Annotated in this window: 15 protein-coding genes; 8 read left to right on the forward strand and 7 right to left on the reverse strand. The window is 33.1% G+C overall.

The window, feature by feature from the left end; translation table 11 throughout:
- Positions 1-4: 4 nt before the first annotated feature.
- From WN975_RS00170 to WN975_RS00180, 3 genes are all read right to left on the reverse strand, one after another.
- The gene (locus WN975_RS00170; RefSeq protein ID WP_337964656.1) at positions 5-826 is read right to left on the reverse strand and encodes a DUF4249 domain-containing protein; all 822 of its coding nucleotides are present in this window, start codon (positions 824-826) and stop codon (positions 5-7) included.
- A gap of 36 nt (positions 827-862) precedes the next feature.
- Complete coding sequence (locus WN975_RS00175; RefSeq protein ID WP_337964657.1) at positions 863-3,244, reverse strand: TonB-dependent receptor; 2,382 nt, start codon at positions 3,242-3,244, stop codon at positions 863-865.
- 257 nt (positions 3,245-3,501) lie between these two features.
- On the reverse strand, positions 3,502-5,724 hold the full coding sequence (locus WN975_RS00180) for an NADP-dependent isocitrate dehydrogenase (RefSeq protein WP_337964658.1): 2,223 nt from the start codon (positions 5,722-5,724) through the stop codon (positions 3,502-3,504).
- 400 nt (positions 5,725-6,124) lie between these two features.
- Between WN975_RS00180 and WN975_RS00185 the strand changes: the two genes are divergently transcribed.
- Positions 6,125-6,538, forward strand: coding sequence for a helix-turn-helix transcriptional regulator (locus WN975_RS00185; protein WP_337964659.1), 414 nt, complete (start codon positions 6,125-6,127; stop codon positions 6,536-6,538).
- Positions 6,539-7,483: 945 nt separating this feature from the next.
- On the opposite strand, the gene rplS is transcribed toward WN975_RS00185, so the two are convergent.
- The 4 genes from rplS to trmD all read right to left on the reverse strand — a co-directional run bounded on the left by rplS (position 7,484) and on the right by trmD (position 10,882).
- Positions 7,484-7,834, reverse strand: coding sequence for a 50S ribosomal protein L19 (gene rplS, locus WN975_RS00190; protein ID WP_007804248.1), 351 nt, complete (start codon positions 7,832-7,834; stop codon positions 7,484-7,486).
- 236 nt (positions 7,835-8,070) lie between these two features.
- Complete coding sequence (locus WN975_RS00195; protein WP_337964660.1) at positions 8,071-9,192, reverse strand: agmatine deiminase family protein; 1,122 nt, start codon at positions 9,190-9,192, stop codon at positions 8,071-8,073.
- Positions 9,193-9,296: 104 nt separating this feature from the next.
- Complete coding sequence (locus WN975_RS00200; protein ID WP_337964661.1) at positions 9,297-10,121, reverse strand: AraC family transcriptional regulator; 825 nt, start codon at positions 10,119-10,121, stop codon at positions 9,297-9,299.
- Between the two features lie 80 nt (positions 10,122-10,201).
- Complete coding sequence (gene trmD, locus WN975_RS00205) at positions 10,202-10,882, reverse strand: tRNA (guanosine(37)-N1)-methyltransferase TrmD (protein ID WP_099711290.1); 681 nt, start codon at positions 10,880-10,882, stop codon at positions 10,202-10,204.
- A gap of 210 nt (positions 10,883-11,092) precedes the next feature.
- Between trmD and WN975_RS00210 the strand changes: the two genes are divergently transcribed.
- From WN975_RS00210 to WN975_RS00240, 7 genes are all read left to right on the forward strand, one after another.
- Entirely contained in the window at positions 11,093-11,554 is a 462-nt protein-coding gene (locus tag WN975_RS00210; RefSeq protein WP_337964662.1) for a nuclear transport factor 2 family protein, read from the forward strand.
- A gap of 344 nt (positions 11,555-11,898) precedes the next feature.
- The gene (gene tnpA / locus WN975_RS00215) at positions 11,899-12,360 is read left to right on the forward strand and encodes an IS200/IS605 family transposase (RefSeq protein WP_337964663.1); all 462 of its coding nucleotides are present in this window, start codon (positions 11,899-11,901) and stop codon (positions 12,358-12,360) included.
- Between the two features lie 34 nt (positions 12,361-12,394).
- Positions 12,395-13,300: a Zn-dependent protease gene (locus WN975_RS00220; RefSeq protein ID WP_337964664.1), complete on the forward strand. Its 906-nt coding sequence runs from the start codon at positions 12,395-12,397 to the stop codon at positions 13,298-13,300.
- Between the two features lie 6 nt (positions 13,301-13,306).
- Positions 13,307-13,834 carry an NAD(P)H-dependent oxidoreductase gene (locus WN975_RS00225; RefSeq protein ID WP_337964665.1) on the forward strand — a complete coding sequence of 176 codons (528 nt, stop codon included), beginning with the start codon at positions 13,307-13,309 and terminating at the stop codon, positions 13,832-13,834.
- A gap of 44 nt (positions 13,835-13,878) precedes the next feature.
- A complete protein-coding gene (locus WN975_RS00230; protein ID WP_337964666.1) occupies positions 13,879-14,751 on the forward strand; it encodes a sugar phosphate isomerase/epimerase in 873 nt (290 codons plus the stop codon).
- Positions 14,752-14,799: 48 nt separating this feature from the next.
- Positions 14,800-15,147 carry a cupin domain-containing protein gene (locus WN975_RS00235; RefSeq protein ID WP_337964667.1) on the forward strand — a complete coding sequence of 116 codons (348 nt, stop codon included), beginning with the start codon at positions 14,800-14,802 and terminating at the stop codon, positions 15,145-15,147.
- A 237-nt stretch (positions 15,148-15,384) separates the two neighbouring features.
- Positions 15,385-16,521, forward strand: coding sequence for an MFS transporter (locus tag WN975_RS00240; protein WP_337964668.1), 1,137 nt, complete (start codon positions 15,385-15,387; stop codon positions 16,519-16,521).
- The last annotated feature ends 32 nt before the right edge of the window (positions 16,522-16,553 follow it).

Genomic DNA, 16,553 nt, shown 5'->3' on the forward strand with positions numbered 1-16,553 from the left:
CTAATTATTCGATTTTGTATTTTTTTGTAACGGTTTCGCAAAGTGAAAAATATCCTAATGGATAATTGGCTTTATCAGTTGTATTGATAATGTTTCCTTTTACGGTTGCAGGTGGCGACTGAAATGGTCCGCCAACATTACTTCCTGCAATACTGACCAAAATAGTCATGTAATTATAGTATTGTTTTGAAATTCCGAAATGGGTAATTTCAATCGTGTTTCCAACTTCTAAATCATCGTCGTTTGATTTGCTGAAAAATTCATTTCCCTGATAGAATTTATCTTCATCAGCATAATAAGTAGACGTTACTTTGTTGGAATATAAATATTTGTAAAGATAGTAATTGTCTGCGTCACCTGGATCATTATAATAGGCTCTAATTTCAATATCTGTTCCTGTAAATCCGCCTTCATTATTTTGCTCAATTCTTGTTATGGGAGCGACAGATTTTAAGGTTTCGGTCGCCGTATAAGTGTTTCCTTTGCTAATTACGGTCAATGTATATTGTTCTTCTAATTTAGGTTTGAAGGTTGTACAAACATATCGACCAGTTTTAGGAACTTCATTAAAATTAAACTGTTGGTTTGCGCTGTTTCTTATGTAAACTGTTGCTCCAGTAACGATTGGAATTTTGCTTTCAAAATAACCTGTTGTCGTTGTTAGTTTGATAACTTGTTGGTTTCCGGCTGTTCCTTTTTCCCAATTTATGGCGGCTTCAATTACTAATTTTGATGGCGCTGTATCTAGATTTACATCGACAACTTCTTCGCAACTTGCGAAGAAAAGTGATATAAAAAACACGATTATTAAGGTTGCTTTTTTCATAGTATATCTTTTATTTCTTTTGAAAGAAAATGGTTTTTAAAATTTAAAATTATAACTAACAGCCGGCACAATTCCGAAAATGGATGTTTGTACGGCTTCATTAGCGCCTGTATCCACATTCTGACGGAAGTTTATAGAAGCTGCATTATGGCGATTGTATAGATTGTAAATGCTAAAAACCCATTCGCCTTTCCAGTTTCTGTCTTTGTTTGTTCTAGGCGTCAAAGTTGCCGAAACATCTAAATGATGATATGCGGGCAAACGATTTTCATTTCGTAAACCATAACTTGGAACCGTGATTCCTAAATATTCATATTGTCCGTTTGGATACGTAACTGGTTGACCGGATTGCAAAGCAAAGTTAGCACCAAAAGACCATTTTTCATTCAAATTATAAGCTGATGTTACCGCCAAATTATGCGTTTTGTCATAAGCAGAACTGTACCATTGACCGTTGTTAATTCCCGTTTCTTCAGGAGTTCTTCCGGGAGTTTGTTGTTGTGATTTTGACAAAGTGTATGAAATCCATCCGTTGAATTTGCCTTCGTTTTTCTTTAGCATAATTTCCAGACCATAAGCGCGCATTCGTCCGTTTAGGATTACTTGTTCGATAGCGTCGTTTGCGATTAAATCTGCGCCATCAATATAGTCGAGTCTATTTTGAATTTTTTTATAATAGGTTTCTACTTCAAGTGAATAAGCGCCGTTTTTAATATTTCTAAAATAACCCAAAGCAACCTGATCTGCAATTTGTGGTTTGATATAATTATCACTTGGCATCCAGACATCGAGCGGAGTAGGAGATGAGGTATTTGATATTAGCTGAAGATATTGCGCCATGCGATTATAACTGGCTTTGATAGATTGATCATCGTTAAGCTGATAAGAAACGGCGAATCGTGGTTCTAAATTATTATAGTTTTGAATGACCTTATTTTTTCCGAAATATTTAGTCGAAGTTGGAGTTCCTTTTTCATAAATCTGCATGTCTGTATTGAAAACTACAGGTTCATTATTATCGTAATAATTAATGGTTGATTCTCCTAAACGATAAAATAAACTATAACGTAATCCGTAAGAAACCGTGATTTTTTTCGAAAGCTGATTTTCTGCTTCAATATAAAGAGAAGGTTCAAAAGCGTATTTTTTATCTAATTGATCAGGATTAATTCCAGATTTAATATTAGTTGGTTTGATAGTTCCGGGATTGAATTCGTAATAAATTCCGCTTAAGCCATAATTCAATTTGAACTTATCTGAAATGTAGTTTTTGAAATCGTATTTAATGTTGTAATTTTTAATTCCCGAATCCCATTTAAAACCGACAAAATTTAGATCAAGTCCGTAATAGTAATCACTATAAATCAGCGATAAATTGGCAAATAATTTATCATTATATAAATGATTCCAACGCAGATTTAAAGTTGAATTTCCGTAAGTATTGGTGAAGCTTTTATTTAGACTAAAAACGTCGCGACCAAAATAACCCGATAAATACAAGTTGTTGTTATCGTTTAATTTGTAGCTTAATTTGGTATTTAAATCATAAAAATAAGCGGCATTGTCTTTATTTTTTTCAGAAAGTTTTAAGAACAAATGTGCGTAAGAAGCTCTTCCGCCAATTAAGAACGAACCTTTATCTTTTACCAAAGGTCCTTCGGCAAGAAGACGGCTGGAAACCAAACCAATTCCTCCGTTTAGATGAAATTCTTTACTGTTTCCGTCTTTCTGATAAATATCTAAAACCGAAGAAGCTCTTCCGCCATAGCGAGCAGGAATTCCGCCTTTATACAATTTTAAATCCTTAATAGCATCGGGATTAAAGACGGAGAAAAAACCAAAAACGTGAGAAGAATTAAAAATAGTTGCTTCGTCTAATAAAATCAAATTCTGATCTGCGCCGCCGCCACGAACATTAAATCCCGAAGCGCCTTCGCCAGCATTTGTAACTCCTGGAAGCAGTAGAATCGATTTCAAAACATCGACTTCGCCCATTACAACCGGCATTCTTTTTATTGTAGCAATAGAAAGTTTATTGGTGCTCATTTCCGGCGATTTGGTATTGATCTTTCTTTTGTTGTCTGTAATTACAACTTCTTGGAGTTCTTCGCCGCTTTCGTTAATTGCAAAATTATTTTTGGTATTTTGATTTAGACTAATGGTTTTCTGAATGGTTTGATAACCTACGTAACTTATCTCGATTTCATGTTCGCCTTTGGGAATAGTAAGCGAATAAAACCCGTATTCATTGGTTGTTGTTCCAATTTTTAGAGCGGGAATATAAATATTTACTCCAATTAAGGTTTCATTATTTTTATAATCTGTAATGGTACCGCTTAAGGTAAATTTTTCCTGAGAGAATGATAGAAAAGTCGTTAAGAGCAGTATAAAAAGAAACCCAATTTTTTTACTAATCATTGTCTTGGTTTTGAAACACATAGTTAATAATTCTTACTAAATATAACTACGGAACGTTTGTTAAACATTAGTTAAGAATAATTTCTTTTTGTGATAGATTATCAGCACTTTAATTGATTTTTTACAGCAAAATTTTTTCGACGACGTTTTGTGTTTTTACAAATATATTAAACAAAAAAAGACAACCGTTTAAAGTTGTCTTTTTTAATATTTATAATGTATCGTAGAGGCGCACAGCAGTGCGTCTTTTGGATTGATTATTTTATTTCAGCGATAATTGCATTGAAAGTTGCACTTGGACGCATTGCTTTGCTCACTAACTCAGGAGTTGGTTGGTAGTAACCACCAAGAGTTTGAGGTTTTCCTTGTGCACCAATTAATTCTGCATCGATTTTAGCTTCATTAGCTTCAAGTTCAGCAGCAATTGGAGTAAAGATCGCTTTCAATTCAGTATCTTTATTTTGAGCTGCAAGAGCTTGTGCCCAATAGAAAGCAAGGTAAAAGTGAGAACCACGGTTATCAATTTGACCAACTTTACGAGCTGGAGATTTATCGTTTGCAAGGAATTTATCGTTTGCTTCGTCAAGAGTTTCAGATAAAACAATTGCTTTAGAATTGTCTAAAGATTGTCCTAAATGCTCTAAAGAAGCGCCAAGAGCTAAAAATTCTCCTAATGAATCCCAACGTAAATATCCTTCTTCAGTAAATTGCTCAACGTGTTTTGGAGCAGATCCTCCAGCACCAGTTTCGAACAATCCACCACCATTCATTAACGGAACGATAGATAACATTTTAGCCGAAGTTCCTAATTCTAAAATTGGGAATAAGTCAGTTAAATAATCACGTAAAACGTTTCCAGTTACAGAGATAGTGTCTAAACCTTTGATGATTCTGTCCAAAGTAAATTCTGTAGCAGCAATTGGGTTAAGAATACGAATATCTAAGTTTACAGTATTGTAATCTTTCAGGTATTTTTGAACTTTTGCGATCAATTCTCTATCATGCGCTCTGTTTTCATCTAACCAGAAAACAGCAGGAGTATCAGACAAACGAGCTCTGTTTACAGCAAGTTTAACCCAGTCCTGAATTGGAGCATCTTTAGCCTGACACATTCTGAAAATGTCATTTGCTTCAACGTTTTGCTCCATTAAAACAGTTCCTTTATTATCTACAACACGAACAACTCCGTCAGCTTTCATTTGGAAAGTTTTATCGTGAGATCCGTATTCTTCAGCTTTTTGAGCCATTAAACCTACGTTAGGAACACTTCCCATTGTTTTTGGATCAAAAGCACCGTGTTTTTTACAGAAATCGATTGTTGCAGTATAAACTCCAGCATAAGAACGATCCGGAATTACAGCAAGCGTATCTTGTTGTTTTCCTTCTTTATTATACATCTGTCCAGAAGTACGAATCATTGCCGGCATAGAAGCATCAACAATAACGTCAGACGGAACGTGTAAGTTTGTAATTCCTTTATCAGAATTTACCATTGCAAGAGCTGGTCCGTTTTCGATAGCTTTTGTAATATCAGCTTCAACTTCAGCTTGTTCAGGTCTTCCGGCAATTTTTGCATAGATATCACCTAAACCGTTTCTTGTATCAATATTTAATTCAGCAAATAAAGTTTCATATTTTTTGAAAAGATCAGCAAAATAAACTTCAACGATAGCGCCAAAGATAATTGGATCTGAAACCTTCATCATTGTAGCTTTTAAATGCACAGAAAGTAAAACACCTTCTTTTTTTGCTTCAGCAATTGCGCTTGCAACAAAAGTTTTTAAAGCGTGTAAGTTCAAAACAGAACTATCAATTATTTCACCAGCTTTAAGCGGAGTACTTGCTTTAAGAACAGTAGTTGTACCGTCTTTTGCAACAAATTCGATTTTTACATCATTAGCTTCAGCAACAGTAAGCGATTTTTCACTTCCGTAGAAATCACCGTTTGGCATAGAAGCAACTTTAGTTTTTGAGTCAGCAGACCAAGCGCCCATTGAGTGCGGATTTGCTTTTGCAAAATTCTTAACCGCTCTTGGCGCTCTACGATCAGAGTTTCCTTCACGTAAAACAGGATTTACTGCAGAACCTAAAACTTTAGCATATTTTGCTTTAGCATCTTTTTCGGCATCATTTTGAGGATCTTCCGGATAATTAGGAATTTTGTACCCGTGAGATTGTAATTCAGCAATAGCTGCTTTTAATTGCGGTACAGATGCTGAAATGTTTGGTAATTTGATGATATTAGCTTCAGGTTGTGTCGCTAATTGACCAAGTTCAGCCAAAGCATCTCCGGTTTTTTGATCATCAGTTAAAAACTCAGGAAAATTCGATAAAATTCTACCTGCTAAAGAGATGTCTCTAGTTTCAATAGCAATACCAGCCGTAGCAGTAAATGCTTGAACAATAGGTAAAAAAGAATAAGTCGCTAACAATGGCGCCTCATCAGTTAAGGTGTAATAGATTTTTGAATTCTGTGTCATTTTTTTTTTTTTTTATAATCGTATCGCCGAGATTAAGCGATGTAAAGGTATAGTCGGCTCAAAATGAGCGGAGCAAATATAATAAAAACAGTCCGAAAACGGTATAGTTTTCCCGAGAAATGCTGAAATTATCAGATTGTTATTTCGGACTCATTTAATTGCTAAATTGGTGATTTTGGTATTAAAAAATTACAGTTTTGATGAATCATAAGTAAAAGCAGAACATTTCGAAAAACGGAAATACTACAGTTCTATAAAATCATTTTGGTTTCGCTTCTTTTTGTATGAAAAATTGTATTTTTGACTAAAATGCAAGAGACATATAACAAATGTAAGATACATTGTTTAATATGTTTTTTACTTGTTGTTTAGTATTCCCCTTAATCATTATCTTTGAATTATGAGCACACTTACAAAACCAAATCATATAGGGCGAAAAATTAGCCGTATTCGTGAACTTCGAGATATGAAGCAAGAAGCTTTGGCGCAGGCTTTAGGCATTAGCCAGCAAACTATTTCGGCTATTGAAAACAGTGAAACTGTAGAAGAAGAAAAATTGGCAGATATTGCAAAAGCTTTGGGAGTAAGTGTAGAAGCAATTAAAAATTTTTCAGAAGAAAATATGATTAGCTATTTTAATACTTTCCACGATAATAGTATCAATAACGGTCATTTGGGACATAATAATAATTGTACTTTCAATCCTTTAGATAAATTAATTGAAACTTTTCAGGAAAAAGAAAAGCTTTACGAACGTTTATTACAAGCTGAAAAAGACAAAATCGAATATTTGGAAAAACTATTAAAAAAATAGAAAACCAATTGTTCATTAAATACAAACCGATGCTTTATGAGTATCGGTTTTTTTATTTTGGGCGTGCCCCGCCGAAAAAGGCGGGTCGGGCTATCCGCTACAAGTCCTCGCACTTCCTTCGTCAGGCTGTGGGCTTACCACTTCTATCCCTCACGCAAACGGTAGAACAAGAACATTTTTGTTTATTAGAAAATAAATCAATTTCATTATTTAAGACACCAGTTTTACACTTTTTTGTTCCATCGGAACATCTCATCGGTAGAAACGTTTGGTTTTATAAATAATGACATCAAAAACACATACAGATTATATACGCAATTTGTCAAACGTCCTTACAGGACGATATTTTTCACGATCTATTTTTTTTTCTACCGATGAGATGTTCCGATGGAACAAATTGTTGTAGACAATATCTTATCAGGTTGTTTGTTTATTAGAAAATAAATCAATTTCATTATTTAAGATACCCGTTTTTATGTTTTTTTGTTCCATCGGAACATCTCGTCGGTAGGAACGTTTGATTTTATAAATAATGACATTAAAAACACATACAGATTATATACGCAATTTGTCAAACGTCTTACAGGACGATATTTTTCACGATCTATTTTTTTTTCTACCGATGAGATGTTCCGATGGAACAAATTGTTTTTGACAAGATTGCGAATATTAGATAACGTAAACCTTTGTCAAATTTTTAAACTTTGACAAAGGTATCCACAGTTCTATTTGACAGAGCAAGAAAGCCAAAACTTAAACGAAATATTTTTTATGAAAATGATTGCCTTAGCCCCGATAGAAGAGGAAATCCTTTTGTGCCGGGGTTCGGCACAAAAGATTGAAACAAATAGCGGGATTAGCTCCTGAAAATTTTAAAAATCAGGCATAAAAAAAGCTCGTTTCAAATAAATGAAACGAGCTTTTTTATAACAAAGAGATAAATGATTATCTTCTTTTATCTTTAATCTTAGCTTTTTTACCAGTAAGTTCTCTGAAGTAGAAAATTCTAGCTCTACGTACAGCTCCTTTTTTGTTGATTTCAATTTTCTGTAAAGCTGGTAAGTTTACTGGGAAGATACGCTCAACTCCAATTGCACCTGACATTTTACGGATAGTAAAAGTTTCTGTGTTACCAGAACCTCTTCTTTGAATAACAACTCCTTTGAAAAACTGAGTTCTTGTTTTTTCACCCTCTTTAATTTCGTAGAAAACTGTGATAGTATCTCCAGCTCCAAAAACAGGGAAATCTTTTTTAGCAACTAATTCGGTTTGAACGAATTTCATTAAATCTGCCATGATATCTTATAATTATGGTTTTTATATAGAGCAACATTCACGGATCTCGCCAGAGGTTAGTCTAATTCGGGTGCAAATGTAGAAAATAATTATGAATTATAAATTGTTAATTGTAAATTATTTTAAGTTGTTGATAAAATGGCTGTTAAGGTGTTTTTTTGTTTCAGGTTTCAAGTTTGGATTGCGCAATGCAGGAAACCTGAAACAAAACAAACTTGAAACCTGAAACAAAACTTTTACTTTGGTTGCTGTTGCGTAACGCAATGAATCATTCCTCCATTTGCATATAAATTGCGAACATCGATTCCAATTACTTTTCTGGAAGGATATAAATTCTGAATCAATTGGTTTGCAACAGCATCATTTGGATCATTGTAATTAGGAACTAAAACAACCGTGTTTCCAATATAATAGTTTACATAAGAGCCTTTGTATCCTAGTTTTTTGCCATAAGTTGTTACAACATCATTCTTAGATAATGGCAGTTTTACAAAAGTATAGTTTTTGCCATTTATGTCTTTTGCATTATAAAGTGTATCAATATCGTTTTCAGGAACTTCCCAATACAACAAATCGTTTTCATTCATGGTTACGATTGTGTTTGTGTTGCCAAAACGTGCAAAACCATCAATGTGCATGTCTGTAATTTCTCTTCCTGCTTTTCCGTCAAGCCAAATAAAATGCGTTATTCCTAAATACTTTCTAAAATTTGCTTCGGCTTGTTGCTGCGTCATTCCGGGATTACGATTCGAATTTAGTATCGCGCTTTTGGTGGCTAATAAAGTTCCGTTTCCGTCTATTTCTACCGCTCCGCCTTCATTAATCATTACGTTATTTAAATCTATAACTGTCGTTTTTTGATCTTTTGCAATTTGCGACGGAATTGTATTGCAATTTTTGAAAGCTGCTTTTTTGCCCCAACCATTAAATCCCCAATCCTGAATTACCAATTGATTGTTTTTGTCTTTTACATAAATAGGACCATTATCTCTGATCCAAACATCATCGGTTTTAAAAATTTTAAATTCTATAGCTGACAAAGAAATCTTTGCATTTTTTAATAACTCAGTAATTCTGCTTTTTTCAGTAACATCGTAGGCAATTATATGCACTTTTTCGCTTGTTGCCAATGATTTCGTCATGGAAATCCACGTTGCATCTAAATCATTTCGATAGTCAATTCCGTATTGATATTGATGTGGCCATTGGAGCCAGGTTCCTTCATGTGGTGCCGATTCTTCGGGCATTGTATACATAATTTCGGTATTTTTTGATTCATCCGGTTTTGCCATTGCTTCGTCTTGCTGACAAGAAGGGAATAGCGGCAATAATAGTAGGGTTAGAAATAATTTATTCATCTTAGTTGTTGTTAATTAAATGTTTAGTGTCATTTGATACCGGTATTTTGACAGTACAAATGTATTTCTAAAGCGTAATTGCGCAGTTGTCCAAAATGGACAAGTTAAAGAAGAGGAATAAAAATCGCCGTAAGATAATCTGATGGAGTATCGCAATTTCCGTTGTTTGTAATATAATGTTCGATTACAGCTAAATGAGAGAATTCGACATTGTTGTTTAAAAACCATTTTCCAAAGATTTGCTGATATGTATCTTCTAAGGTTTCGTAACATCCATGATGAAAAAAACGAGCATATCGACCTCCAAAAATCTTTTTTACAGGAAGGTTTTTAGTGATAGTTTCGGTAACAATACAAGCTTCGTAAGTGCATTTAGTTTTTTCGGTAATCACAATATCATCTGTTATAATGCCGAAGAAATCTGTGATGGGTTCCGAAAATTCATTTTGTAATAAAGTATCCCAAAGAGTTTCTATTTCCGGATTGATATAAGAAGTTTTACAACTGGAATAATAAATTGTTTTTTCGGGAATAAAAAGAATTTCAGGTTCTAAAACAGGAGAAATGGTTTGTTGCGGAGGAACGTCGTTTAGTAAAAGTTCTTTTTGATTTCGCGCAACAGAAGGCGAACAATTGAAATGTTTTTTGAAAGTTTTCGAAAAAGACTGCACATCGGCAAATCCTACTTCAAGCGCAATATCTGAAATTGGCGCATTCGAATATAAAAGTTTTTTATAGCCGTTTTCTATTTTCAATCGGGTTTGATAAGCGCCAATTGTTTCCTTAAATAGAGAATAAAAAACACGCTGCAAATTTCGATAAGAGTAACTGGAAATATCTTCAAGAGAACTTATTGAGATGATTTGATTGTAATTCATCTCAATAAAATTCCGTGTATTGTAGATACGTTTTAGATTAAAATCACTCATTATTTTATCTAGTATTCAGTCGCAGTTTGCAGTCTTTTTTTTCAGCACGTTTAGACTGAAAACGGAGACTGAAAACTTTTCTAATGTCCTTCAAGCAAATCCGGCCTTCTGTTTTTTGTATGTTCAAATGCCATATCCTCACGCCATTTGTCGATTTTAGCAAAATGACCGCTCGTTAAAACCTCAGGAACTTTCCATCCTTTATAATCTGCAGGTCTTGTATATATAGGTCCTGAAAGTAAATTATCCTGAAAACTATCTGTTAATGCTGAAGTTTCATCACTTAAAACACCAGGAATTAACCTAATTAAAGCGTCTGATAAAACCAAAGCGCCTAATTCTCCGCCAGATAAAACGTAATCACCAATCGAAATTTCTTTGGTAATAAAATGATCACGAACACGCTGATCTACACCTTTATAATGTCCGCATAAAATGATAATGTTTTCATACATCGACATTGTATTCGCCATTTTTTGGTTCAAAGTTTCTCCGTCCGGCGACATATAAATGATCTCGTCGTATTCACGTTCGCTTTTCAAATGTGTGATACAAGCGTCAATTGGCTGAACGGTCATAACCATTCCGGCGCCTCCGCCAAAAGGATAATCGTCGACACTTTTTTGTTTGTTCGTAGTATAATCACGTAAATTATGAAAATGAACTTCAACCAGACCTTTGTCTATGGCGCGTTTCATGATCGAAGCCTCAAACGGACTTTTTAATAATTCCGGCAAAATCGTTATAATATCAATTCGCATTTTTTTTCTTCAAATAGTTCTAAGCGGCAAAGATACAAAGTTAATATTTGAGAATTTTAAGATTTTAAAATTGAAATAATCTCTTTCTAAGAATCTTTAGAATTTAATTTGTTTTATGTAATTTGTTTTAAATCAGTTTAATGAGGTTTTTGTTGTTGCGAATTTTAGTATATTTAAATTGTTTTTAGAATAATTTAAAACTAAAAGAAGATGAGAAAAACATTAATAATCGTTGTTTCAGTTTTTGTGTTTATTTCCTGTAACAACCAAAATCAGTCGAAAATGATAGGTACTAATCGAAATGAGAAATTGATAAAACAATACTTTGATTATTTTAATAATCATGATTGGAAAAAGATGTCGGAAATGTATGTTGAAACGGCAGATTTCAAAGATCCTTCTTTAGGACCTGGAATTGTAAAACAATCGCGCAAACAAACGGAAGATAAATATGCCGAATTGAATAAAATTTTCCCTGATTTGCATGATAAGATTATCCAAATTTATCCATCGGGAGAAAATCATATTATTGTGGAGTTTATTTCGACAGGAACCGCGCCGGATAATTCAAAATTGGAATTGCCTATTTGTACTATTTTCACAATTGATAATGGATTAATTACCAAGGATTTTACGTATTTCGATAATTTTCAAGATGAAGGCGAGAAGTAGGGTTTTGTTATAAATAGTGTAGTCCCTACGGGACAAAATGTTCTTGCTGAATATTGTGTTTTTACCAACATTTAGTTCCTAGCGGAACATCTTCTGTTTTTTTTGATAAAACGTGAATTTTTATTCCTGTTAAACAAGGACATTTTTTTTCAATGCTTAATTTCTAAATGGAATAAAAAACATATTTGTAATTTTATTCCTATAAAATAAATATCTTAGCAATAATTATTTATTACAAAAAAATAAAATAATTGTATAGATTTAAAATGTTCCGCTAGGAACTAAATGTTGGTAGAAAAAAAATAATATTTCACACAAAATTGTCCCGTTAGGGACTACACATTATGGCAAATACATATACCCAAATACACATTCATTTTGTTTTTGCCGTAAAATTTAGGCAAGCTATAATTCATAATGATTGGAAAGAAGAGCTTTATAAATACATTGCAGGAATTATTAAAAATAATAATCATAAACTCTTAGCGATAAATGGGGTTTCAGATCATGTTCATGTTTTAATTGGAATAAGACCTGCACAATCAATTTCTGATTTGATGAAAAATATCAAACAAGATTCTTCAAAATGGATTAATACAAATAAGTTTTTAAAAATTCATTTTGAATGGCAAGAAGGATATGGAGCGTTTTCATATAGCAGATCCCAGTTAAATGCAGTAGCTAATTATATTGAGAATCAGGAAGCACATCATAAAAAGAAAACTTTTAGAGAAGAATATATTGACTTTCTGGAAAAATTTGAAATAGATTATGATGAAAAGTTTATTTTTAAAGAATTAATTTAGAATTGATTTTTTAAACGACATACTGAGAAAATAAATGAAGAAAATAGCTATTCTAATTTTTATAATATTTTGTTCCTGTAATAAAGAAAAAGTAAAAGAAATTCCGAGAAAAATTCCAAAAGAAACTCCTCAGGAAGCGCCATATTTTAAACAAATCAAAAGTAATGACGTTAAATTGCCGAAACCAATTTATGGAGATTGGCTGTATTCCCGCAAAGACAAAGGACAAACTTTTGAGCAATATTTCAGGTCCAATCATATCGTTCCAACAAAAGACGCGAATATTATTTATATAAGACCGATTGGGAATTTTACTTCTTTGCAAAAGAAACAAATTCAGCTTACAAATGAATATTTAGAAATTTACTTTCAATTAAAAACAAAAACTTTAGAACCTATTTCTAATGATGTAGTTCCAAATTCTGCCAGAAGAATAATGTATGATCATGAGCAGTTATTGGCGGGTTATCTTTTAAATGATATTTTAAAAGAAGAAGAACCTGTAAACAGAATTGCTTTAATGGGACTTTCAGAACTGGATTTGTATCCTAAACCAGAATGGAATTATGTTTTTGGTTTGGCTTCTTATCGTGATAAAGTTGGCGTGAGTTCAATTTACAGATTGCAGGACGGGAAATTAACAGCTGAAAATTTTAATCTCTGTTTGTCACGATTGCTAAAAATAAGTTCTCACGAAATTGGACATATGTTTGGTTTGCATCATTGTACGAATGCAAATTGTGTTATGAATGGCACAAATAGTATGGATGAAACCGACAGACATTCGATAAGATTATGTTCTGTTTGCCAAAGAAAATTGAATTCCTGTATTTCATATGATAATAAAAAGAGATTAACGGATTTAGAAAAATATTTTAAAAAGAATGGCTTAAATGATGAATCTGAATTGATGAAGAAAGACATTAAAGTGATTCAATAAACGGAAATGGGAAAAATAAAAATTCTGGCTATAACTGGCAGTACGAGAAAAAATTCGAGCAATTATAAAATTCTAAAATATATTTCAGAACATATAAAAACGGAATTTGAAGTTGAAATTTTCGAAGATTTGGCTGAAATTCCTCATTTTAATCCGGATTTAGATACAGAGAATCCGCCAAAACAAGTTGAGGTTTTTAGAAATAAAATTATCGTGGCTGACGGAGTTATTATTTGTACACCGGAATATGTTTTCAGTTTACCCGGAAGTTTGAAAAATGCTTTAGAATGGTGCGTTTCAACGACTATTTTTTCGAATAAAAAGATAGGATTAATAACCGCTTCTGCTTCGGGAGAAATTGCACATGAACAGTTAATTTTAATAATGAAAACGCTCGAAGCTAAATTCGAAGAAAATACACAGCTTTTAATACAAGGCGTTCGCGGAAAAATTAATGAAGAAGGGGAAATTATAAATGGCGAAACTAATATTGCGCTTCAAAAGTTTATTTCTAATTTCGAAAATCAATTTTAGTATTTCAATTTGAAGCAATTAATTCTCTCGTTTTAAAATAAAATATGATCACAAGAAGAAACTTTTTAATCAATACCAGTTTGGCTGCAACGGCAGTTTTAGCCTTGCCATCATTAGCATTTACTATGGATAAAAAAGAAATAGGTTTACAATTGTATACTTTAAGAGATGAACTTCCGAAAGATGTGAAATCGACTTTAGCAAAAGTGGCAGAAGCAGGATTTACAACTGTTGAAACGTATGGTTTTTCTATTAAAGATCAATTTTGGGGATTGTCTCCAATTGAATTAAAGAAAATATTAGACCAAAACGGACTTAAAGCTGTAAGCGGACATTATAACTTGGGAAGCTTTTTAGCTGATGGAGATATAACAGAATTGAAAGCAGCAATTGAAGCTGCTGCGATTTTGAAAAGTGAATATCTAACAATTCCGTGGGTTGATGAACCGCTTAGAAAAAATATTGAGGATTATAAAGTTATTGCAACGCGATTGAACGAAGCTGCTAAAATGTGTCAGAAAGCTGGTTTAAAGTTGGCGTATCATAATCATGATTTCGAATTTCAAAAACACGACGGAATTACCGGATATGAAATTTTATTGAAGGAAACAGATAAAGATTTGGTTCATTTTGAGTTAGATTTATATTGGGTTGTTCGCTCAGGAAATGATCCAATTCAATTGTTTAAAGAAAATTCAGGACGTTTTAAAATGTGGCATGTAAAAGATATGGATAAATTAAATTCGGCTTTGAATACAGAAATTGGTTCGGGTTCAATTGATTTTAAAACTATTTTTAGAGAAGCAAAACAATCCGGAATGAAACATTTTTTTGTAGAACAAGAGAATAATTATAATCCAAATCCTTTTGATTCGATTAAAACAAGTTGTGATTTTATATCTAAAAATTTGCTTTAGAATTAAATCAGCTAAAAAAATATTGTACAAATTCAATTAAAAAAAGATATGCAAAGTTTCGGGACAAGCAAAGAATTTATAAAAGGAGATGAAATAGAGTGGGAAATAGTTGGAGAAGGAATCAAACGCAAAATTCTGGCTTTTGATGATAAAGTAATGTTGGTGAATGTTCATTTTGAAAAAGGCGGAATTGGCGTCTTACACGAACATTATCATTCTCAGGTAACTTATATTTCCAGCGGAAAATTTGACGTTACGATTTCGGGCGTTACACAAACATTAAAAGAAGGCGATAGTTTTTATATTCCGCCTCACGCGATTCATGGCGTTGTTTGTTTAGAAAGCGGTATGCTTACAGATGTTTTTAGTCCTGCAAGAGAAGATTTTTTAAAATAGAATTGAATAAAGAAAATCAGTAAACATCTGTTTAATCGGTATCAATTTTTAGAACACAGATGACGCAGATTCACACGGATTTTATACAGTCGTAAGGTTTTAGAAATCAAGATAATCCTTAAGAAAAAGATCTAATTGGATTCCGGATTTGAAAAATTTATAGATTTTTTAAAGTTTTGGTAAAAATTAGATTGGTATTTTTGCAAAATGAATTTATCCAAAACGAATGTCTTATTTATGGCAGCTTGCACTGGACTTATAGTTGCAAATCTGTATTACTGCCAACCTTTAATTGTTTTAATTGCCAACGAATTTAAAATTCCAGAAGCCAGCGCGGGTACAATCACGTATCTAACGCAAGCCGGTTATGCGATTGGTTTGTTTTTTATGGTTCCGCTGGGCGATAAAATAGAACGTAAAAAGCAAATTTTAATTACCACTTTTGCTTCTGTAATTGCGCTAATTCTTGCTGCTACGGCAAAAAGTTTTTTTCTGTTACAAATGGCTTCTTTATTAATCGGAATCACTTCAATTGTTCCGCAGCTTATTTTGCCTTTGGCAGCTTCTTTGAGTGCGCCGGAACAACGAGGAAAAGTAGTTGGAACCATTATGAGCGGTTTACTTGTTGGTATTTTACTTTCAAGAACCTTAAGCGGATTCATTGGGCAGGTTTTGGGCTGGAGATCGATGTTTTATATCGCCGCCGGAATTTGTTTGTTGATCTTTTTTGTAATTCAAAATAAATTTCCAGTTAATAAACCTCAGTTTCAAGGAACTTACGGTCAGTTGATTCAATCTCTTTTCACACTTATAAAAACGCAACCAGTATTACGTGAAGCAACAATTATTAATGTGTTTAGTTTTGCACAATTTGGAGCTTTTTGGACGACAATGGTTTTATTACTTTCAGGAGCGCCTTTTCATTTTAATAGTGCTACAATTGGTTTATTTGGGATTGTAGGAGCTTCAGGAGCTTTAGCAGCGCCTTTAGTGGGAAGATTAGGAGATAAAGGAGGTTCGAGAGTCGCTGTAGGTTACGGTTGTTTATTGATATTACTTAGTTTTATAATTTTTTATTTTTCAATAGAAAGTGTCATCGGAATCGCTATCGGAATTGTATTTATTGACATAGGAATTCAAGGTGTTCATATTTCAAATCAAACCCGAGTTTATTCATTGCTTCCCGAAGCCAGAAACAGACTAAATACTGTATTTATGTCGTTTAGCTTTTTAGGAACTGCCGCCGGATCTGCTTATGGATTATTATTATGGAAACTTGGCGGATGGCATGCTGTTGCTATTGGCTGTGTTGGACTGTCATTACTCTCATTTGTAGTTTACGGTCTTACTTATAAATCAAAGTCTAAAAAATAGAAAGCGCAAATTGATATAAAATTAATTTGTAA

Origin of the sequence: uncultured Flavobacterium sp. (genome assembly GCF_951805225.1) — a bacterium.
In the GTDB taxonomy this organism is placed as follows: Bacteria; Bacteroidota; Bacteroidia; order Flavobacteriales; family Flavobacteriaceae; genus Flavobacterium.